Below are 19,482 nucleotides of genomic sequence, written 5' to 3' on the forward strand. Positions count from 1 at the left end.
TTTCACAGGAACGGATCCGGATAATGATCGTCCTGTTGTCAGTGCGGCCCGGTACGCTCGAAAGCACGATGACAGAGGACCTCTCACCGGCCGAGCGGTACGCGGCAGCCCGTAAGCGGGCTGCCGAGCAGGCCACCGCGCTCGCCTCCTTCCGCGAGATGTACGACTTCGGCCTCGACCCCTTCCAGATCGAGTCCTGCCAGGCGCTCGAGGCGGGCAAGGGCGTGCTCGTCGCCGCGCCCACCGGCTCCGGCAAGACGATCGTCGGCGAGTTCGCCGTCCACCTCGCCCTCCAGCAGGGCAAGAAGTGCTTCTACACGACACCCATCAAGGCCTTGTCGAACCAGAAGTACGCCGATCTGTGCCGCCGGTACGGCACGGACAAGGTGGGACTGCTGACCGGCGACAACAGCGTCAACTCCGAAGCGCCGGTGGTGGTGATGACCACCGAGGTGCTGAGGAACATGCTGTACGCCGGGTCCCAGACCCTCCTCGGCCTCGGCTACGTGGTCATGGACGAGGTGCACTACCTCTCCGACCGGTTCCGGGGTGCCGTGTGGGAAGAGGTGATCATCCACCTGCCCGAGTCGGTCACGCTGGTCTCGCTGTCGGCGACCGTGTCCAACGCCGAGGAGTTCGGCGACTGGCTGGACACGGTCCGCGGCGACACCGAGGTGATCGTCTCCGAGCACCGGCCCGTGCCGCTGTTCCAGCACGTGCTGGCCGGGCGGCGGATGTACGACCTGTTCGAGGAGGGCGAGGGCCACAAGAAGGCCGTCAACCCCGACCTCATGCGCATGGCGCGCATGGAGGCGAGCCGCCCGTCGTACCAGGACCGTCGGCGCGGCCGGTCGATGCGCGAGGCGGACCGTGAGCGCGAGCGCCGCCAGCGGTCCCGGATCTGGACGCCGAGCCGGCCCGAGGTCATCGAACGGCTCGACGCCGAGGGGCTGCTGCCCGCCATCACCTTCATCTTCAGCCGCGCCGCGTGCGAGGCCGCCGTCCAGCAGTGCCTGTACGCGGGGCTCAGGCTGAACGACGAGGAGGCGCGCGAGAAGGTCCGCTCGCTCGTCGAGGAGCGCACGGCGTCCATCCCGAGGGAGGATCTGCACGTCCTCGGCTACTACGAGTGGCTGGAGGGCCTGGAGCGCGGCATCGCCGCCCACCACGCGGGCATGCTGCCGACCTTCAAGGAGGTCGTCGAGGAGCTGTTCGTACGCGGCCTGGTCAAGGCCGTGTTCGCGACCGAGACGCTCGCCCTCGGCATCAACATGCCCGCCCGTTCGGTGGTGCTGGAGAAGCTCGTCAAGTGGAACGGCGAGCAGCACGCGGACATCACCCCGGGCGAGTTCACCCAGCTGACGGGCCGGGCCGGGCGGCGCGGCATCGACGTCGAGGGCCACGCCGTGGTGCTCTGGCAGCGCGGCATGAGCCCCGAGCACCTCGCGGGCCTGGCCGGCACGCGCACCTACCCCCTGCGCTCCAGCTTCAAGCCGTCGTACAACATGGCGGTCAACCTGGTCGAGCAGTTCGGGCGGCACCGCTCGCGCGAGCTGCTGGAGACGTCGTTCGCGCAGTTCCAGGCGGACAAGTCGGTCGTCGGCATCTCCCGCCAGGTGCAGCGCAACGAGGAGGGGCTGGAGGGCTACAAGGCCTCCATGACCTGCCACCTCGGCGACTTCGAGGAGTACGCGCGGCTGCGCCGTGAACTGAAGGACCGGGAGAACGAGATCGCCCGGCAGGGCGTGGCACAGCGGCGCGCGGAGGCCGCCGTCGCGCTGGAGAAGCTCAAGCCCGGTGACGTCATCCACGTGCCCACCGGCAAGTACGCGGGCCTGGCGCTGGTGCTGGATCCGGGCCTGCCGGCGGGCCGTTCGAACGGCCACCGCGGCTTCGACCACCACGACGGGCCGCGCCCGCTGGTGCTGACCGCCGAGCGGCAGGTGAAGCGGCTGGCGTCGATGGACTTCCCGGTGCCGGTCGAGCCGCTGGAGCGGATGCGGATCCCGAAGTCCTTCAACCCCCGCTCCCCGCAGTCCCGTCGGGACCTCGCGTCGGCGCTGCGCACCAAGGCCGGGCACATCCCGGCCGATCGGCACCGCAAGCGCCGCTCCCAGGCGGCCGACGACCGCGAGATCGCCCGGCTGCGGACGGCCCTGCGGGCACACCCCTGCCACGGGTGCAGCGACCGCGAGGACCACGCCCGCTGGGCCGAGCGCTACCACCGGCTGCTGCGGGACACCTCGCAGCTGGAGCGGCGGATCGAGGGCCGTACGAACACGATCGCCCGGACCTTCGACCGTATCGTCGCGCTGCTGACGGAGCTGGACTATCTGCGCGCCGACGAGGTCACCGAGCACGGCAAGCGGCTCGCGCGGCTGTACGGCGAGCTGGACCTGCTCGCCAGCGAGTGCCTGCGCGAGGGTGTCTGGGAGGGGCTCGGCCCGGCCGAACTGGCCGCGTGCGTCTCGGCGTTGGTGTTCGAGTCCCGGGTCGCGGACGACGCGATGGCGCCGAAGGTGCCGTCCGGGAAGGCCAAGGCCGCGCTGGGTGAGATGGTGCGGATCTGGGGGCGGCTCGACGCGCTGGAGGAGGAGTTCCGGATCACCCAGACCGAGGGTGTCGGGCAGCGCGAGCCCGACCTCGGCTTCGCCTGGGCCGCGTACGAGTGGGCCTCGGGGAAGGGGCTCGACGAGGTGCTGCGCGAGGCGGAGATGCCGGCGGGGGACTTCGTGCGGTGGTGCAAGCAGGTCATCGATGTGCTGGGGCAGATCGCGGCGGCCGCGCCGCAGGGGTCCTCCGTGGTGAAGAACGCCCGTAAGGCCGTGGATCTGTTGCTGCGGGGAGTCGTCGCCTACTCGTCGGTGGGCTGATCGTTTCGCTGCGCGGGTGCCGGTGGTTCGTGGTCGCCGGCGCCCACGCGGCGGAGCCGCGCATCGATAGAGCCCCGCGCCCCTGAGGGCGTTGTCCCGACGGTCCCTCACCCATAACGGTGGGGGACTTTCGTATGCCTGTACGTCGTCACGTAGCGCATTCGAATGACGTCGCACCGTGTAAACGACCGAGCGTACTATCCCCTCGCGTCCGGTTTCCGGCAGTTGCTGAATATGACACAGCGATGATCCGGTCGGACTAAGCTCGCCCGCAGCGCACCGGCTTGAGATGAATTCGTGCGCTTGTTCCCCAATGTGTGGAAGATCCCGACAGCTTCATGACATACCCCCCTGCAACTCCCCCCGAACCTCAGTCGACCCTTGTCAGAAGGCCCACATGGTGAGTGTTCAATCCCCTCCCGTTCGCGGTGAACTCCCCTACGCGCGCGTGCTGTTGCTCCCGGCCATAGTCATGGCTGCGGCGACCGGAGCCGCGGTCGCGCTGGTGGCGGAGCCGGCCCGGGGTGCCGTCGGCTGGTGCGGCGGCATCGCCACCGCACTGGTGCTCGCGACGGCGGCCGAGGCGGTACGCCGCGGCCGTGCGCTGCGCCACCAGCGTGCCGAGCACGCCCGGCACAGCGCACAGCTGGAACAGCGGATCGCCGCCCACGACACCGAACTGCTCCACTTCTCGCGGGAGATGATCCCCGCCGCGCTCGACCTGCTGCGGACCGGGGAATCCCCCAGGGAGGTGATCCGCAAGCTCGGCCTCGTCGACCCCGCGTTCCGGGACCTCCCCGAGCCGCAGCGGGAGACGCTGCTGCGGGTGCTCAAGATCGTCGACTACGAAGTCACCATGCGTGACGCCGCCGCGCGCTCCTTCGTCAGTGTCGCCCGCCGTGTCCAGGCGATCATCCACCAGCAGGCCGAGGAACTGAGGGAGATGGAGGAGGACCACGGCCGCAATCCGGAGGTCTTCGACGACCTCCTGCGCATCGACCACGGCAACGCCCTGATCGGCCGTCTCGCCGACTCCGTGTCCGTCCTCGGCGGTGGCCGCCCCGGACGCCAGTGGCCCGCTCCGGTGTCCCTGTACAGCACCCTGCGCGGCGCCATGTCCCGCATCCTGGAGTACCGGCGCATCCAGCTGTCCTCCATCGCCAAGGTCAGCGTCAAGGGCATCTACGTCGAGCCGGTCATCCACGCCGCCGCCGAGCTCCTCGACAACGCCACGCGCTACTCGCCGCCGCAGACCAAGGTGCACGTCACCGCCACCGAGGTGCAGACCGGCGTCTGCATCGAGATCGAGGACGGCGGTGTCAACCTCAACGAGGAGGCACGCGCCCGCATCGAGGGCATGCTGGAGGCCGCCAAGGCGGGCGTCGACCTCCAGGACATCGGCGAGCACCCGCGCCTGGGCCTGGCCGTCGTCGGCCGTCTGTGCACGGCGTACAACATGCAGGTCTCGCTGCGCGCCTCCGCGTACGGCGGTGTCCGCGCCATCCTCATCGTGCCCAGCGAGATGATCACCCACGAGCCCGGTGTCGGACTCGCCCACGGCATCGGCGCCACCGGCATCCCCATGACGGTCGGCATCCCCGAGGGCCCGAAGCGCGCACCCAAGAGGCGACGCCCCACCAGCCCGAAGATCCCCGCCACGGTCTCCCTGGAGGACGACGACGTCCCCGAGGTCACCGAGTGGACCGCGAACGGCCTGCCGCAGCGCCGCAGCAAGGTGAAGATGCCGCTCGCCGAGCGCCTCGCCCAGCAGGCCGCCAACGAGAAGGCCGACCGGGAAGCGGAGGAACGGGGCGAGTACAACCCCTGGGCCACACCGGAGCCCGAGCCCAAGTCCTGGCACGACATGTCGTCCCCGGACGCCCCCGGCAAGGGCCTGGAGGCCTTCTGGGAGGGACTCAAGCAGGGCATCGAACCCGGCACCCACCCGACCGACTTCATCCGGAACCCGCACAAGTACCTGCACCTGATCAACGACCCGGCCCCCACCGAGGCCGACGACGAGGGGGATCTCAAGTGATCCAGCAGCGAGGCAACTTCGACTGGATGCTCAAGCAACTCGCCGACGGCGTACCGGGCATCGAGATGATCGTGGTGCTCTCGGCCGACGGTCTGCGCATCGCCCGCTACGGCGGGGAGCCGGACGCCGCCGACCGGGTCGCCGCCGCCTGCGCCGGCCTGCAGTCCCTCGCGGGCAGCATCTGCCAGGAACTCACCGTGGGCGACGGCGAGATGAAGCTCGTCATGATCGAGATCGACCAGGGCTACTTCTATCTGATGGGCGCGGGCGCCAACGCCTTCCTCGCGGTGCTGTCCGACGTGCGCTGCGAACCCGGCCGGATGAGCGCCATGATGCGCGATCTGGTCGTCCGGATCGGCGGCCACCTCACCAGCCCGCCCCGGCGGAACGGGCAGATCGTATGACGCCTCCGCAACGCCAGAGGCGCGATCTCGTCCCGGAACCGCCCACGCCGCAGGAGGGCGAGGACAAACCCGGGAACCCCGAGCGGATGTACGTGGTGGCCGGGCCGGACGGCGAACGGGCCGAGCTCGACCTGGTGACCTTAATCGTGGCGCGGGCCACGGACCCGCCGCCCTCCGCCTCCCCCGAGCAGGCGGCGCTGCTCCGACTCTGCGCCGCCCCCCTGTCCGTGGCCGAGCTGTCGGCCTACCTCCACCTGCCGTTCAGCGCGATGGGCGTGCTGCTCACCGAGTTGCTGACGGCGGAACTGGTGCAGGCGCGCGCCCCGATCGTCCGCAAGGCGCGCTCCGACCGTTCCCTCCTCGAAGCGGTGATGAATGGACTACAACGGCTCTGACACCATCCCGGGCCCCCGGGCCGAGGACCAGCTGCCCCACACGGCACAGGCCGCGGCCAAGATCGTGATCGTGGGCGGCTTCGGCGTCGGCAAGACGACCATGGTCGGCTCGGTCAGCGAGATCACACCGCTGACCACCGAGGAGACCATGACGCAGGCCGGCATCGGCGTCGACGACAACTTCGGCTCCGCGTCCAAGACGGCCACCACCGTCGCCATGGACTTCGGCCGGATCAGCATCACCGAACAGCTGGTGCTGTACCTGTTCGGCACACCTGGCCAGCAGCGCTTCTGGTTCCTGTGGAACGGCCTGTTCGAGGGCGCGCTCGGCGCGGTCGTGCTGGTCGACACCCGGCGGCTGGAGGTCAGCTTCGACGTCATGGGACGCCTGGAGGAACGCGGCGTGCCGTTCGTCGTCGCCGTCAACTCCTTCCCCGACGCCCCCCGTTACGCCATCGAGGAGCTGCGCACCGCCCTCGACCTCACACCCGACATCCCGATCATGGAGTGCGACGCACGGCGACGGGCCTCCAGCCGCGACGTCCTGATGACCCTCATGCGCTTCCTGCACTCGCTCGCCATGACGGGCTCCCGCGCCTGACCCGTGCGACGCGTTCGCACTTCCCCCCAGACACCTGAGACCACCTCAGTTTCGGAGCGATCACTGTGACGCCTGAATCCCACGCCCCGACCAGCACGGACGACCTCCCGCCCGGCCCGCCCCCCGGCTGCCCCGCGCACGGCCTCGGGCCCGGGGGACTGCACCGGCTGCACGAGGCGGAGGACCTGGGAGCACTGTACGAGCAACTGCGGGACCAGCACGGTCCCGTGGCGCCCGTGCTGCTCCACGACGACGTGCCGATGTGGATCGTCCTCGGCCACGCCGAGAACCTGCACATGGTGCGCTCGCCCTCGCAGTTCTGCCGGGACAGCCGGATCTGGACCCCGCTCAAGGAGGGCCTGGTCAAGCCCGACCACCCCCTGATGCCGCACATCGCCTGGCAGCCCATCGCCTCCCACGCCGAGGGCGACGAGCACAAGCGGCTGCGCGGCGCGGTCATGGGCGCCATCTCCACCATCGACTTCCGCAGCCTGCGCCGCTACATCAACCGCAGCACGCAGATGATCGTCAACCGGTTCTGCGAGGCGGGCGAGGCGGAGCTCGTCGGCCAGTTCACCGAGCACCTGCCGATGGCGGTGATGTGCGAGATCCTCGGCATGCCCGACGAGTACAACGACCGGCTCGTCGAGGCCGCCCGCGACGCCCTCAAGGGCACCGAGACCTCGCTCGCCAGCCACTCCTACGTCATGGACGCCCTGAGCCGGCTCACCGCCACCCGCCGCGCCCGGCCGGAGGAGGACCTCGCCAGCTACCTGATCACGCACCCGGCCCGGCTGAGCGACGACGAGGTCAGGGAGCACCTGCGCCTGGTCCTCTTCGCCGCCTACGAGGCCACCACCAACCTGCTGTCCAACGTGCTGCTGACGGTGCTGATCGACCCGCGTTTCCGGGCCCAGCTCAACGGCGGCCAGATGACGGTGCCGGAGGCGGTGGAGCAGTCCCTGTGGAACGAGCCGCCCTTCAGCACGGTCTTCGCCTACTTCGCCAAGCAGGAGACGGAGCTGGGCGGGCAGCGCATCCGCCGGGGCGACGGCCTGCTGTTCGCCCCGCTGCCGGCCAACGTCGACCCGCGGGTGCGGCCGGACCTGAAGGCCAGCATGCAGGGCAACCGCTCGCACCTCGCCTTCGGCGGCGGCCCGCACGAGTGCCCGGGTCAGGACATCGGCCGTTCCATCGCGGACGTGGGGGTCGACGCGCTGCTGATGCGGCTGCCCGATGTCGAACTCGACTGCGATCAGGAGGACCTGCGCTGGACGGCGTCCATCGCCTCCCGGCACCTGGTGGAACTGCCGGTGCAGTTCGCGCCCAGGCCGCCGCAGGACGTGCAGGAGGTGCCGAACCACAAGCCGGTCGCCGCGCAGCGCTCGGACTGGCAGATCGGCATCGCACAGACACCGGCCTTCGCACAGACACCGGCCTCCGCACAGACACCGGCCTCCGCACCGGCCGTGGCGCCGTCGCAGCCTGCCGCGTCCCGGCCCCAGCCCCAGCCGCTGGCCGCGACGCCCCGGCCTCCGGCCGCGCAGCCCCAGCCGGCCCAGGTGCAGCCGCAGCCGCAGCCGGTGCCCGGGGCGCCACGGCCGGGCGTCGCGGAAGCGCCTCGCCGGGGTGTGTGGCAGCGGTTCCTGAGCTGGTGGCGCGGCTACTGACCGTCTGACGGGCCGTCGTACGTCCCGGCGGCCCAACGGTCGTACGACGCCCACGCGGCGAGCGTCCGGCCGCTGCGGAAGCGGTGCTCCTCGCCCGTGATCGGGTCGGTGAACTCCAGGGTGCGCGCGAGCAGTTGCAGCGGCCGGCGGAAGTCGTCGGCCGGTGCCGGGCCGGTCACCTCGGGGTAGAGCGGGTCGCCGAGGATCGGCACGCCCAGCGCGGTCATGTGGACGCGCAGCTGGTGCGTCTGCCCGGTGGCGGGCGTGAGCCGGTACCGGGCGAGTCCACCGGCGAACGGGCCCTCGGCGCGCTGCGCCGCCCGGGGCTGCCGGTCCTGCTCGCCGGGCCGGTCGCGGTGCTCGATGAGTTCGACCCGGCTCACGGCGTTGGGCTCGCCCGGGATCTCCCGGGCCGTGAGCACGCCGCGCTCCTTCACGATCCGGCTGCGAACCGTCCGGGGCAGGCCGAGACCGGGGTCGTACGGGGCGACGGCCTCGTACTCCTTGCGGACCCGGCGGTCGCGGAACAGCGTCTGGTAGGCGCCGCGTTCATCGGGGCGTACGGTGAACAGGACGAGCCCCGCCGTGAGCCGGTCCAGCCGGTGCGCGGCGGTGAGCGCCGGAAGGTCCAGCTCGCGGCGGAGCCGGGCCAGCGCGGTCTCGGCGACATGACCGCCGCGCGGGGTGGTGGCGAGGAAGTGCGGCTTGTCGGCGACGACGATGTGCTCGTCCCGGTACACGACCCGCACCGGGAAGGGCACGGGCACCTCGTCGGGCAGGTCCCGGTGGAACCACACGAACATCCCGGGGACGTAGGGCGCGTCCGCCGCGACGGGCCGGCCGTCCGCGCCGACGATCAGGCCCGCGCCGAACATCGCGTCGACGACTCCGGGGCCCGCACCGGAGAGCCGCTCCACCAGGTGGTCGCGCACCGTGCCCCAGCCCCCGGCCGCGGGCAGCCGTACCCGTACCGGGTCCACACCGTGGCGCTGCGGCAGGGGAGAGGCCGGGGTCCGCGTCTTGCGTCTCATCGCGGCCCAGCGTACGAGGCCGGTGGCGCGGGGCGGAAAACCTGGGCGGCCTCCTCAGGCCGCCGACACGCTCTCCTGCTCGGCCTCGATCCGGGCGTTCCATTCGCGCTTCGAGGCCTGCCAGCCGTCCTCGTTGTGGCCGCGGCGCCAGTAGCCGGAGATCGAGAGGTCGTCGCGCGGGACCTGGTGCTCGACGCGGAGCAGATGGCGCAGCTGCTTGACGAAGTGCGCCTCGCCGTGGACGAAGGCGTGCACCCGGCCCTCGGGGAACGTAAGGCTCCGTACGGCGTCGACCAGCGCCTCACCCACGGGCCGGGCGCCGCGGTGCAGCCAGACGACCTCGACGTCCGAGTCGATCTTCTGTTCCTCCTCGGGGCCGGAGACCTCCACGAAGGCGTACGCCCTGGCGCCGTGCGGCAGCGCCTCCAGAGCGCAGGCGATGGCGGGCAGCGCGCTCTCGTCGCCGACGAGCAGGTGCCAGTCGGCGCCCGGGTCGGGTGCGTACGCCCCGCCGGGACCCATGAAGCGCACGGTCTCGCCCGGCCGCACGCGCAGGGCCCACGGACCTGCCAGGCCCTCGTCGCCGTGGATGACGAAGTCCAGGGTCAGCTCGCGGTGCTCGGGGTCCCACTGGCGGACCGTGTACGTCCGGGTCACCGGCCACTGTTCGCGCGGCAGTTCGTCACGGACGCGCTGCAGGTCGAACGGCTCCGGGTAGGTGACACCCGCGGGCGCGAAGAGCAGCTTCACATAGTGGTCGGTGCACGTGCCCGCCGTGAACTCGGCGAGGCCCTCGCCGCCCAGCACCACACGCTGCATGTGCGGGGTCAGCCGCTCGGTGCGGACGACCTGCGCGGTGTGGAGCCTGCGCGGCTGGCGTCCCGGTCGCTCTGCCATGAGGACCTCCCTGTCTCACATAGTTAGGGTTACCTAAGTTAGCACCTCGCGCCCACTTCACACCTCCCGAAAAAGGCGGCAGTCGAACACCGGGCGACGCCGGTCTCCTCCCGCCCGTCCTGTCACGTCATGCCGACAGGGTCGTCAGCAGCCGCTCCAGCGACCCGCCCAGTCCCCAGCGCGCCGCCAGCGCCTCCAGTGCCGCCGGGTCGCGCGGCGTCCGCGGCAGCGTCGTGGACACGTCCGGCAGGGGCACGTCGTCCGCGACCCGGACCACCTTCGGTGCCACCGCCAGGTACGGACGCGCCTCGTCGAGCCGCCGGCGCTGCGCGGGCGTCAGCTTCGACCCGCGGTCCTCGACCGCCGCCATGATCCCGGCCAGGTCCCCGAACTCGGACAGCAGCTTGGCGGCCGTCTTCTCACCGATGCCCGGCACGCCCGGCAGACCGTCGCTGGGGTCGCCGCGCAGCAGGGCCAGATCCGCGTACCCGCTGCCGTCGACCCCATACTTCTCCCGCAGCACCGCCTCATCGGTGTGCTGCAGCGTCCCCACGCCCTTCAGCGGGTACAGCACACGCACCCCCCGCGCGTCGTCCACCAGCTGGTACAGGTCGCGGTCGCCGGTGACGATGTCGACCGGGCCCGTCGCCCGCGCGGTGAAGGTGCCGATCACGTCGTCCGCCTCGTACCCGGCGACGCCCACACGCGCGATGCCCACCGCGTCCAGGACGGCCTCGATCACCGGCACCTGCGGGGACAGCGTGTCGGGCACCTCCTCCTCGTCCGGGCCGACCGCGTGCTCCCCGGCGACGCGGTGCGCCTTGTACGAGGGGATCAGCTCCACCCGCCACTGCGGGCGCCAGTCGGCGTCCATGCAGGCGACCAGGAGGTCCGGCCGGTGGTCCTTGACGAGGCGGTCGATGAAGTCGAGCAGTCCGCGCACGGCGTTCACCGGCGTGCCGTCCGGGGCCCGGACGGAGTCCGGGACGCCGAAGTAGGCGCGGAAGTACAGGGAGGCGGTGTCGAGGAGCATCAGTCGTCCGGTCACGCCACGCATCATGCCGTACCGCACCGACAGCCACCCGGCGCAGCGCAACGCGTTGCGCCCTGCCCACCCGGTGTGAAGCGCCCGACTCTTCCGTTTGCCTCCGCCCGCAGCGAGGCTGGTTGCGGGCCATGAGGAGGAGGCCGTGGCCGACTGGCTCCAGCAGCATCCGGACATGGTGCGGAGGATGACTCCGCAGTAGGGTTCCGGGGTGGGACGCGCGACTCGCCGCGTCCCGCCCCGGCCTCCCTGCCACGAACGGGATCCGGACAACCACAGAGTGCTACGCCACCCCCAGAACCCCCTCTCCCCGCCTGTTCCCCCAGCGGCCGGGCCGCCTGCCCCGTCCCGCTCGGCGCGGATCACCTGGCGCGAAGTGTGAGGTCGCGCGCCGTCCCGTATGACGGCGATGTGACGGCCGCCTGCAACGGTTTGCCGAACATGCGTAGGGTGCAGACAACTCAACAGAAGCAGTGCGCCGGGACACCGACGCACGGGGAGTGGACCGACGGGCGAAGGAGGGAGCCGGAGCGATGGGCGACCACAAAGAGCAACCCCTTCGGGTGGGCGCGGCCGTGCGCCGGCGGCGCCGCGCGCTGGACCTCACCCTCGCCGTCGTGGCCGCGCGCAGCGGCCTGTCGGTCCCGTTCCTGAGCCAGATCGAGAACGACCGGGCGCGACCCAGCACCAGTTCCCTGGAGAAGGTCGCCGACGCCCTGCGCACCACCGCCGTGGAGCTCCTCGCCGCGGCCGACCCCGCGTGCAGCGTGGACGTCGTCCGCGCCGACGGTACCGAGCCGGAGCCCCTGCCCCGGACCCGCTCCCTGGTCCGCGGCCACCACCAGATGCACGCCTCCGAATTCACCGGCGACCATGACGCCGGCCGTGAATTCCAGTACCGCAACGACCAGTTGCTGTACGTCGCCGACGGTGCGGTGGAGATCGAGGCGGAAGGCCGCGCCTACCGCCTCGGCCGGGGCGACACGCTGTACCTGACCGGCGGCGTACGGCACCGCTGGCGGGCCGCTGAGTCCGACACGCGCGTGATCGTCGTCGCCGTCGCGGAGCACATCGAGGCGGTCCGGGACCGCCCGCGGCGCCGGTGAGGGTCGTCTCACTGGTCCCCTCGCTGACCGAGGCGGTGGCCCGCTCCGCGCCCGGCATCCTGGTCGGCGCCACCGACTGGTGCACGCATCCGGCGGATCTGGACGTCGTACGCGTCGGCGGCACCAAGAACCCGAAGACGGACCGCATCCTCTCCCTCGCGCCCGACCTGGTGATCGCCAACGAGGAGGAGAACCGCGCACCCGACCTGGCGGCCCTGCGCGCCGCGGGCACCGAGGTCCTGGTGACGGAGGTCCGCGACGTCCCACAGGCCTTCCGGGAACTGGCCCGGGTGCTGGACGCCTGCGGGGTGACGGCCCGCCCCCGCTGGCTGGACGAGGCGCGGGAGGTCTGGTCGGACCTGCCGGAGCCCGGGACGCGGCGGACGGCCGTCGTGCCGGTCTGGCGCCGCCCGTGGATGGTCCTCGGCCGCGACACCTTCGCGGGTGACGTCCTCGCCCGCCTCGGCGTGGACCATGTGCACGCGACGCACCCCGACCGCTATCCGCGCGTCCCCGTGGAGGAGCTGCGCGCCGCCGCGCCGGACGTGGTGGTCCTGCCCGACGAGCCGTACCGCTTCACCGCCGACGACGGCCCCGAGGCCTTCCCCGGCGTGCCCTGCGCGCTCGTCAGCGGACGGCACCTGACGTGGTACGGGCCGTCACTGGCCGAGGCGCCACGGGTGCTGCGGCGGGCGCTGCGAGCAGCTCGCCCCTGAGCAGCCCGCGCACGGTGCCCACGACGGCCGTGCCCCACGCGGCGACCAGGAGCGCGTAGAGCAGTACCGCCGGACCCGCGTAGGCGACCAGTCCGGTGTGCCGCGTCAGCGCCGCGGCGCCCGTGACACAGGTGCCGACCGGGAAGGTGAACGACCACCAGGTCATCGAGAACCGCATCCCCTGCCTCCGGGCGCGCAGCACATGGGCGGCGGCCAGGCAGAACCACAGCAGCGCGAACCCCATGACGGGCACGCCGTACAGCACGGCGAGGGCACCGAAGCCCGCGCCGTACGGCTCCGGTACGACACCGGGCGCGACGTCCGCGAAGGCGCCGACGGCGGTGGTGGACTGCCCGAGCGGGCCCAGCACCAGGAACAGCGTCGGGGTGAGGGCGAGGGGCAGCGGCCCGCCGGTGAGCGACCGGGCGAAGACCGACGGCAGCATGACCAGGGTGGCGAGCAGGCTGAGCCCGAACAGCGCGAAGCAGCCGAGCAGCAGCGTCTCGCGGGCCTGGCCGGGCGGCAGGTGCGGCACCAGCCCGGGTCCTACGGCGGCCGACACCATGGGCGCGACGAGCGGCAGCAGCCAGACCGGTGTGGCCTGCCCCGGCTCTACCCGATGCCGTACGGCCATCAGATACGGCACCGCCACGGCCGCGGCGAGCCCGACCGCCGTACCCGAGATGAACAGCACCGCGTCGAGCGCCACGGCGGCCCGCAGGCCGATCCAGTCCCGGCCGACGGTGAGGGCACCGCCGCCCACGGCCAGCAGGGCCATGGCGAGGCAGCCGTAGAAGGGTGCCGTCGCCGGGTCGAGGAGGTGGGCCAAGGCCCGGTCGCGGTGCCGGGCCCAGTGCACGGTCCGGCCGGCGAGCAGCGACAGCAGCAGCACGAGGGACAGGGCCCAGACCCCGGCCAGCACGCCGCGCAGCCCCGGGACGTGCGGCGGCAGGGCGGACCCGGCGGTGGCGACGACGGCGGTGCCCATCACGGTGGCGTACCAGTTGGGTCCGAGATCACGGACGGAGAGCGGGTGCGCGAGGGGCTGGGCTGCGGTGACCATGGCTCCACGGTCGTCCCGGGGCGGGGAGCACGACCAGGGACCATGCCCCTATGGCGGCATAAGCTGGGCTTATGAGCAACGCGGAGGAGCAGGCCGGGCAGGGAGCGTCCGGGCCCCTGGCGCACCGGGTGCCGGACCTGGGCGCCCTGGAACTGCTGCTGGCGGTGGCGCGGCTCGGCAGCCTGGGCGGGGCGGCCCGGGAACTGGGCATCACCCAGCCCGCGGCCAGCAGCCGGATCCGCTCGATGGAACGGCAGCTCGGCGTGGCGCTGGTCGACCGGTCACCCCGCGGGTCCCGGCTCACGGACGCCGGGGCCCTGGTGACGGACTGGGCGCGGCGGATCGTGGAGGCGGCGGAGGCGTTCGACGTGGGAGCGCAGGCGCTGCGCGACCGGCGAGACTCCCGCTTGCGGGTCGCCGCCAGCATGACCATCGCCGAGTACCTGCTGCCGGGCTGGCTCCTCGCGCTGCGCGCGCAGCGGCCCGACACGGCGGTGTCGCTGCACGCGGGGAACTCGACCGTGGTGGCGGAGCGGCTGCTGTCGGACGAGGCGGACCTCGGGTTCGTGGAGGGCCTGTCGGTACCGGCCGGTCTCGACTCGGCGGTGATCGCCCATGACCGGCTGATCGTGGTGACCGCGCCCGGGCATGCGTGGGCCCGGCGGCGCCGGTCGCTGGCCGCCGAGGAACTGGCGTCGACGCCGTTGATCCTCCGTGAGAAGGGCTCGGGCACGCGGCAGGTGCTGGACGCGGCGCTGGGCGGGCTGGCGCGGCCGCTGATCGAACTGTCCTCGACGACGGCCGTGAAGGCGGCGGCGGTGAGCGGGGCGGGGCCGGCGGTGCTGAGCGAACTGGCGGTGGGGGAGGAACTGGCGATGCGGCGGCTGGTGCCGGTGCCGGTGGAGGGGGTGGCCCTGGCGCGGGACCTTCGGGCGGTGTGGCCGACGGGGCACCGGCCTACCGGGCCGGCGCGGGACCTGCTGTCGCTGACGCGGGGGTAGCGGCACGCCGTACCAGGGGGCTCCGCCCCCTGGACCCCGGCCTCCGCCCACCCACCACCCGCATCGGTGGGACAGGAGGCCCGGCTCACGGGGCCCCCGGAACCGAAGCCCTCCCGGGGTCACCCGCGGGATGCGGCCTCCACCAGAGCTCCCATCACCCGCACGTCCTCTCCCATCTCCGGATGCCACTGCACCCCCAGCACCCAGTCGGCCGAGGGCAGTTCCACCGCCTCCACCGTGCCGTCCGCCGCGTACGCCGAGGGGACGAGGCCCTCACCGAGGCGGTCCACGGCCTGGTGGTGGTACGTCGGGACGAACGTCTCCTCCGGGACGGCACCGGCGTACAGGCTCCCCGGCACCGGCTTCACCGCGTGCCCGCCGAACACACCCACGACCTCGGCATGGCCGTCGATGTGCTGCAGGAGCGTCCCGCCGAGAGCGACGTTCAGCAGCTGCATGCCCCGGCAGATTCCCAGCAGCGGCACCCGGGCCGCCAGCGCCGCCTCGATCAGGGCCAGTTCCCACGCGTCCCGCTCCGGAGCCGGCGGGCCGGTCTTCGGCTCGCGCTCGGCCCCGTAGCGCACCGGCTCGACGTCCGGACCGCCCGCGATGACCAGCCCGTCCAGCCGGGCCACGGCAGCCGCCGCGTGCCGCGGGTCGTCCGGGGGCAGCATCGCGGCCAGACCGCCGGCCCGCTGCACCAGCCGCGGGTAGCCCACCGGCAGCAGCGCGGCCTCCAACTCCCACACGCCCCAGCGCGCACCGGACTCCAGGTAGGTGCTGACACCGATCAACGGCCTGGTCACGAGAACTCCCTCACGTTCGGACGACTCAGTCCCTTGCCAACTCTGCCTCGGCGGCCGCCAGCGCCGCGAACTCCTCCTCCGGCGCCTTCGCCACCAGGTGCTTGCGGCTGTACAGGCCGAAGTAGGCGACGGCCACGGCGTACACCACGAGCGCGATCAACGCCGCCGTCACGTCCACCAGGAACGTCGCCACCAGCGCGGCGCACGCCAGCACCAGCGCGACGGACGACGTGATCACCCCGCCCGGTGTGCGGTACGGCCGCTCCAGCTCCGGCTCCCTGCGGCGCAGCACGATGTGCGACAGGGACATCAGCGCGTAGGAGATGGTCGCGCCGAAGACGGCGATGTTCAGCATCCGCGCGCCGTTGCCGGAGACCGCCGCCAGCAGGAAGCCGATCGTGCCGGGCACCAGGAGGCCCAGGTAGGGCGCCTTGCGACGGCTGGTGAGCGACAGGAAGCGGGGCAGGTAACCCGCGCGGGACAGGGCGAACAGCTGGCGGGAGCCCGCGTAGATCAGGGAGAAGAAGGACGCCACCAGGCCGGCGAGGCCCGCGTAGTTCACGATCCGGCTCAGGGTCGTCGCCTCGCCGTTCGGCTGGAGGGCCTCGACCAGCGGGTTGCCCGCCTCCTGGACCGCGGCGGACCCGCGCGCCCCGGCCGCCGCGAAGAACGTGACCACCGCCAGCACCACCAGGATGCCCATCGACCAGCGGATCGCCTTCGGCAGCGTACGGGCCGGGTCCTTGGTCTCCTCGGCGGCCAGCGGCACGCCCTCGACGCCGAGGAAGAACCACATGCCGAACGGGAACGCCGCCCAGATGCCGAGCAGGCCGAACGGCAGCCAGGAGTTCGCCCCCGCGGCCGAGGAGTCCACGGGGATGTCGTCCAGCGAGGCGAAGGAGAAGTCGGGCAGCGCCGCCAGCGCGAACACGATCAGGGCGGCCACGGCGATGCCGGTGACGACGAAACTGAAGCGCAGCGCCTCGCCGACGCCCCACAGGTGGATGCCGAGGAAGATCGCGAAGCAGACCAGGTACATCGGCCAGCCGGACTCCAGGCCGAACAGGCCCAGCGACTCGACGTAGTCGCCGATGAAGATGACGATGGCGGCGGGCGCGAGGACGTACTCGATGAGGATCGCCGTGCCGGTCAGGAAGCCGCCCCACGGGCCGAGCGCCCGCCGGGCGAAGCCGTAGCCGCCGCCCGCCGTGGGCAGGATCGACGACAGCTCGGCCAGGGCGAAGACCATGCACGCGTACATCGCGCCCATGAGCACCATGGCGATCGCCAGGCCTCCGAAGCCGCCCTCGGCCAGGCCGAAGTTCCAGCCGGAGTAGTCGCCGGAGACGACGTAGGCGACGCCGAGGCCGGTCAGCAGCACCCAGCCGGCGCTGCCGCGGCGCAGCGCTCTGCGCTCCAGATAGTCGTCGCCCTCCCGGGCGGCGGGTGGTGTGAGAGTGGGTTCCTGGGACATGAGCGGACTCCCGACGGGGCGGCGGCGGTTCACGGGGTCGAGCAGGCTGAGACTCAATGGAATGGAGCCATACCTTTGCGGCGCCGGCCGAGGATGGCAAGACCCGTGCGTTAATCGCCCGTAAATCCTCACCGGGCGCCGACACCGCCGCGCGGCTCAGCCGAGGAAGCCCCGCAGCAGCGCCGCCGTCCCCCCGCAGTGCTCGCGCATGATCTCCCGCGCCTGGTCGGCGTCGCCCTCGATCACCGCCTCCACCAGGGCCGTGTGCTGCCGCTGGGAGTGCTCCAGGTTGCGCACCAGCAGCGGGATGCAGTCGAGCAGGTCGTTGACCGTGGCACGGACGGCCGCGTACTGGGCGGTGAGCGTGGGGGAGCCGGACAGCTCGGCGAGCGTGAGGTGCAGCAGCGTGTCCAGGCGGCGGTACTCGGTGAGCGGCGCGTCGTGCGTGCGCGCCAGGGCCTCGCGCAGCCGCTCCGCCTGCTTCTCCTCCAGCCCGTGCGCCGCGCACAGCCCGGCCGCGCCCACCTCCAGCACCTCCCGGAACCGCAGCACGTCCTCCAGGTCGACCTCGGCGACCCGGCGCCGCAGCTCGTCCTCGCCCACGACCTCGGCACGCGGCAGCACGAACGTCCCGCCGTACCGGCCCCGCCGCGACTCGACGAGGCCCTGGTCCTGGAGCACCTTCAGCACCTCGCGCAGCGTCACCCGGCTGATCCCCAGCCGCTCCGCCAGCTCACGCTCGGCCGGCAGCCGCTCTCCCCCCGGCACCAGACCCAGCCGTACGACCTGCAGGATCTGCTCCAGCGCCTCCTCGAAGCCGTTGCCCGCGCGCACCGGCCGCAGCACCGGCGTCAGCCCGTCCCGCATCTTCCCGCCCCCAGCTTCGTCCGGCATGTGGCCGTACCCCCTTCCCAAGCAATGGTTCTCGGCAATACCTTATGGCTCCCAGCGGATCCAAGGCAGCGGATCCAAGGAGCCTAGGAGGCCTTCCCGTGGCAGACCGCACACCCCCGCTGAGCGTCGAGGAACTGCACACCCTCGTCGCCGGCGGTGAGATCGACACTGTCGTCCTGGCCTTCCCCGACATGCAAGGGCGGCTCCAGGGCAAGCGGTTCGCCGCACGCTTCTTCCTCGACGAGGTCCTCCACCACGGCACGGAGGGCTGCAACTACCTGCTCGCCGTCGACACCGAGATGAACACCGTCGACGGCTACGCGATGTCCTCCTGGGACCGCGGCTACGGCGACTTCGCCATGCACCCGGACCTCACCACCCTGCGCCGCGTCCCCTGGAACGAGGGCACGGCCATGCTCCACGCCGACCTCGCCTGGGAGGACGGCTCCCCGGTCGTCGCCGCCCCCCGCCAGATCCTGCGCCGCCAGCTTGAGCGCCTCGCCGAGCTCGGCTACACCGCCCAGGTCGGCACCGAGCTGGAGTTCATCGTCTTCAAGGACACCTACGAACAGGCCTGGGACGCCGGCTACAAGGGCCTGACCCCGGCGAACCAGTACAACATCGACTACTCCGTCCTCGGCACCGGCCGCATCGAGCCGCTGCTGCGCCGCATCCGCAACGAGATGGCCGGCGCCGGCCTCACCGTCGAGTCCGCCAAGGGCGAGTGCAACCCCGGCCAGCACGAGATCGCCTTCCGCTACGACGAGGCCCTGGTCACCTGCGACCAGCACTCCGTCTACAAGACCGGCGCCAAGGAGATCGCCGCCCAGGAGGGCATGTCGATCACCTTCATGGCCAAGTACAACGAGCGCGAGGGCAACTCCTGCCACATCCACCTCTCGCTCGCCGACGCCGACGGCACCAACGCCATGGCCGGCGACCTCGAAGGCGGCATGTCCGAGGTCATGCGCCACTTCCTCGCCGGCCAGCTCGCCGCCCTGCGTGACTTCTCCCTCCTCTACGCCCCCAACATCAACTCCTACAAGCGGTTCCAGCCCGGCTCCTTCGCCCCGACCGCGGTCGCCTGGGGCCAGGACAACCGCACCTGCGCCCTGCGCGTGGTCGGCCACGGCCGCTCCCTGCGCTTCGAGAACCGCCTGCCCGGCGGCGACGTCAACCCCTACCTCGCCGTCGCCGGACTGGTCGCGGCCGGACTGCACGGCATCGAGCACAAGCTGGAGCTGCCCGAGCCCTGCCCCGGCAACGCCTACGCCGCCGACCTCGACCACGTCCCCACCACCCTGCGCGAGGCCGCCGAGCTCTGGGAGAACAGCCCCATCGCCAAGGCCGCCTTCGGCGACGAGGTCGTCGCGCACTACCGCAACATGGCGCGCGTCGAACTGGACGCCTTCGACGCCGCGGTGACCGACTGGGAGCTGCGCCGCTCCTTCGAACGCATGTGAGGTCC

17 protein-coding genes are annotated in these 19,482 nt (G+C 72.1%); 10 read left to right on the forward strand and 7 right to left on the reverse strand.

What is annotated here, in order from left to right; all coding sequences use genetic code 11:
• Positions 1 to 23: 23 nt before the first annotated feature.
• The 6 genes from ACFV20_RS08960 (at position 24) to ACFV20_RS08985 (ending at position 7,981) form a co-directional block, all read left to right on the forward strand.
• The gene (locus ACFV20_RS08960; RefSeq protein WP_385654114.1) at positions 24 to 2,873 is read left to right on the forward strand and encodes a DEAD/DEAH box helicase; all 2,850 of its coding nucleotides are present in this window, start codon (positions 24 to 26) and stop codon (positions 2,871 to 2,873) included.
• Between the two features lie 397 nt (positions 2,874 to 3,270).
• Positions 3,271 to 4,911 (forward strand): sensor histidine kinase, encoded by a 1,641-nt coding sequence (locus ACFV20_RS08965; RefSeq protein WP_385654116.1) that lies wholly within the window; start codon positions 3,271 to 3,273, stop codon positions 4,909 to 4,911.
• Positions 4,908 to 5,315: a roadblock/LC7 domain-containing protein gene (locus tag ACFV20_RS08970; RefSeq protein ID WP_053673866.1), complete on the forward strand. Its 408-nt coding sequence runs from the start codon at positions 4,908 to 4,910 to the stop codon at positions 5,313 to 5,315. The genes ACFV20_RS08965 and ACFV20_RS08970 overlap by 4 nt, the downstream gene beginning before the upstream one ends.
• Positions 5,312 to 5,710, forward strand: a complete 399-nt coding sequence (locus ACFV20_RS08975) for a DUF742 domain-containing protein (protein ID WP_385654119.1) — start codon at positions 5,312 to 5,314, stop codon at positions 5,708 to 5,710. Before ACFV20_RS08970 ends, ACFV20_RS08975 begins: the two co-directional genes overlap by 4 nt.
• A complete protein-coding gene (locus ACFV20_RS08980; protein WP_385654122.1) occupies positions 5,691 to 6,311 on the forward strand; it encodes an ATP/GTP-binding protein in 621 nt (206 codons plus the stop codon). Before ACFV20_RS08975 ends, ACFV20_RS08980 begins: the two co-directional genes overlap by 20 nt.
• 65 nt (positions 6,312 to 6,376) lie before the next feature.
• The gene (locus ACFV20_RS08985; protein ID WP_385654123.1) at positions 6,377 to 7,981 is read left to right on the forward strand and encodes a cytochrome P450; all 1,605 of its coding nucleotides are present in this window, start codon (positions 6,377 to 6,379) and stop codon (positions 7,979 to 7,981) included.
• Here the strand turns inward: ACFV20_RS08985 and ACFV20_RS08990 are convergent.
• From ACFV20_RS08990 to ACFV20_RS09000, 3 genes are all read right to left on the reverse strand, one after another.
• A complete protein-coding gene (locus ACFV20_RS08990; RefSeq protein WP_385654124.1) occupies positions 7,975 to 9,012 on the reverse strand; it encodes an RluA family pseudouridine synthase in 1,038 nt (345 codons plus the stop codon). The genes ACFV20_RS08985 and ACFV20_RS08990 overlap by 7 nt on opposite strands.
• Positions 9,013 to 9,066: 54 nt before the next feature.
• Entirely contained in the window at positions 9,067 to 9,909 is an 843-nt protein-coding gene (locus ACFV20_RS08995; protein ID WP_385654126.1) for a siderophore-interacting protein, read from the reverse strand.
• Between the two features lie 127 nt (positions 9,910 to 10,036).
• Positions 10,037 to 10,966: a 5'-3' exonuclease H3TH domain-containing protein gene (locus ACFV20_RS09000; protein WP_385654316.1), complete on the reverse strand. Its 930-nt coding sequence runs from the start codon at positions 10,964 to 10,966 to the stop codon at positions 10,037 to 10,039.
• Between the two features lie 521 nt (positions 10,967 to 11,487).
• Between ACFV20_RS09000 and ACFV20_RS09005 the strand changes: the two genes are divergently transcribed.
• Positions 11,488 to 12,060 (forward strand): helix-turn-helix domain-containing protein, encoded by a 573-nt coding sequence (locus ACFV20_RS09005; RefSeq protein ID WP_385654127.1) that lies wholly within the window; start codon positions 11,488 to 11,490, stop codon positions 12,058 to 12,060.
• Positions 12,057 to 12,776, forward strand: coding sequence for a helical backbone metal receptor (locus ACFV20_RS09010; protein WP_385654129.1), 720 nt, complete (start codon positions 12,057 to 12,059; stop codon positions 12,774 to 12,776). Before ACFV20_RS09005 ends, ACFV20_RS09010 begins: the two co-directional genes overlap by 4 nt.
• Here ACFV20_RS09010 and ACFV20_RS09015 read toward each other — a convergent pair.
• The gene (locus ACFV20_RS09015; RefSeq protein ID WP_385654131.1) at positions 12,688 to 13,839 is read right to left on the reverse strand and encodes a TDT family transporter; all 1,152 of its coding nucleotides are present in this window, start codon (positions 13,837 to 13,839) and stop codon (positions 12,688 to 12,690) included. The two genes, ACFV20_RS09010 and ACFV20_RS09015, sit on opposite strands and share 89 nt — an antisense overlap.
• A 71-nt stretch (positions 13,840 to 13,910) precedes the next feature.
• Between ACFV20_RS09015 and ACFV20_RS09020 the strand changes: the two genes are divergently transcribed.
• Positions 13,911 to 14,840 (forward strand): LysR family transcriptional regulator, encoded by a 930-nt coding sequence (locus ACFV20_RS09020; protein ID WP_385654133.1) that lies wholly within the window; start codon positions 13,911 to 13,913, stop codon positions 14,838 to 14,840.
• Between the two features lie 119 nt (positions 14,841 to 14,959).
• Here ACFV20_RS09020 and ACFV20_RS09025 read toward each other — a convergent pair whose 3' ends face one another.
• The 3 genes from ACFV20_RS09025 to ACFV20_RS09035 form a co-directional block, all read right to left on the reverse strand.
• Entirely contained in the window at positions 14,960 to 15,634 is a 675-nt protein-coding gene (locus ACFV20_RS09025) for a gamma-glutamyl-gamma-aminobutyrate hydrolase family protein (RefSeq protein WP_385654318.1), read from the reverse strand.
• A gap of 37 nt (positions 15,635 to 15,671) precedes the next feature.
• On the reverse strand, positions 15,672 to 17,120 hold the full coding sequence (eat, locus tag ACFV20_RS09030; RefSeq protein WP_385654134.1) for an ethanolamine permease: 1,449 nt from the start codon (positions 17,118 to 17,120) through the stop codon (positions 15,672 to 15,674).
• A 156-nt stretch (positions 17,121 to 17,276) separates the two neighbouring features.
• On the reverse strand, positions 17,277 to 18,014 hold the full coding sequence (locus ACFV20_RS09035) for a FadR/GntR family transcriptional regulator (RefSeq protein ID WP_385654137.1): 738 nt from the start codon (positions 18,012 to 18,014) through the stop codon (positions 17,277 to 17,279).
• A gap of 98 nt (positions 18,015 to 18,112) precedes the next feature.
• Here ACFV20_RS09035 and ACFV20_RS09040 point away from each other — a divergent pair, with 98 nt between their 5' ends.
• Entirely contained in the window at positions 18,113 to 19,477 is a 1,365-nt protein-coding gene (locus tag ACFV20_RS09040; protein ID WP_385654140.1) for a glutamine synthetase family protein, read from the forward strand.
• Positions 19,478 to 19,482 lie beyond the last annotated feature (5 nt).

Source organism: Streptomyces sp. NPDC059696 (genome assembly GCF_042733745.1).
Lineage (GTDB): Bacteria > Actinomycetota > Actinomycetes > Streptomycetales > Streptomycetaceae > Streptomyces.

Excerpts from the sequence above, each read along its gene's own strand:
- eat (WP_385654134.1), bottom strand. The coding sequence starts at position 17,120 with ATGTCCCAGGAACCCACTCTCACACCACCCGCCGCCCGGGAGGGCGAC.
- ACFV20_RS09005 (WP_385654127.1), top strand. The coding sequence starts at position 11,488 with ATGGGCGACCACAAAGAGCAACCCCTTCGGGTGGGCGCGGCCGTGCGC.
- ACFV20_RS08965 (WP_385654116.1), top strand. The coding sequence starts at position 3,271 with ATGGTGAGTGTTCAATCCCCTCCCGTTCGCGGTGAACTCCCCTACGCG.
- ACFV20_RS09020 (WP_385654133.1), top strand. The coding sequence starts at position 13,911 with ATGAGCAACGCGGAGGAGCAGGCCGGGCAGGGAGCGTCCGGGCCCCTG.
- ACFV20_RS09035 (WP_385654137.1), bottom strand. The coding sequence starts at position 18,014 with ATGCCGGACGAAGCTGGGGGCGGGAAGATGCGGGACGGGCTGACGCCG.
- ACFV20_RS08995 (WP_385654126.1), bottom strand. The coding sequence starts at position 9,909 with ATGGCAGAGCGACCGGGACGCCAGCCGCGCAGGCTCCACACCGCGCAG.
- ACFV20_RS09015 (WP_385654131.1), bottom strand. The coding sequence starts at position 13,839 with ATGGTCACCGCAGCCCAGCCCCTCGCGCACCCGCTCTCCGTCCGTGAT.
- ACFV20_RS08980 (WP_385654122.1), top strand. The coding sequence starts at position 5,691 with ATGGACTACAACGGCTCTGACACCATCCCGGGCCCCCGGGCCGAGGAC.
- ACFV20_RS08960 (WP_385654114.1), top strand. The coding sequence starts at position 24 with ATGATCGTCCTGTTGTCAGTGCGGCCCGGTACGCTCGAAAGCACGATG.
- ACFV20_RS08975 (WP_385654119.1), top strand. The coding sequence starts at position 5,312 with ATGACGCCTCCGCAACGCCAGAGGCGCGATCTCGTCCCGGAACCGCCC.
- ACFV20_RS08990 (WP_385654124.1), bottom strand. The coding sequence starts at position 9,012 with ATGAGACGCAAGACGCGGACCCCGGCCTCTCCCCTGCCGCAGCGCCAC.
- ACFV20_RS09000 (WP_385654316.1), bottom strand. The coding sequence starts at position 10,966 with ATGCGTGGCGTGACCGGACGACTGATGCTCCTCGACACCGCCTCCCTG.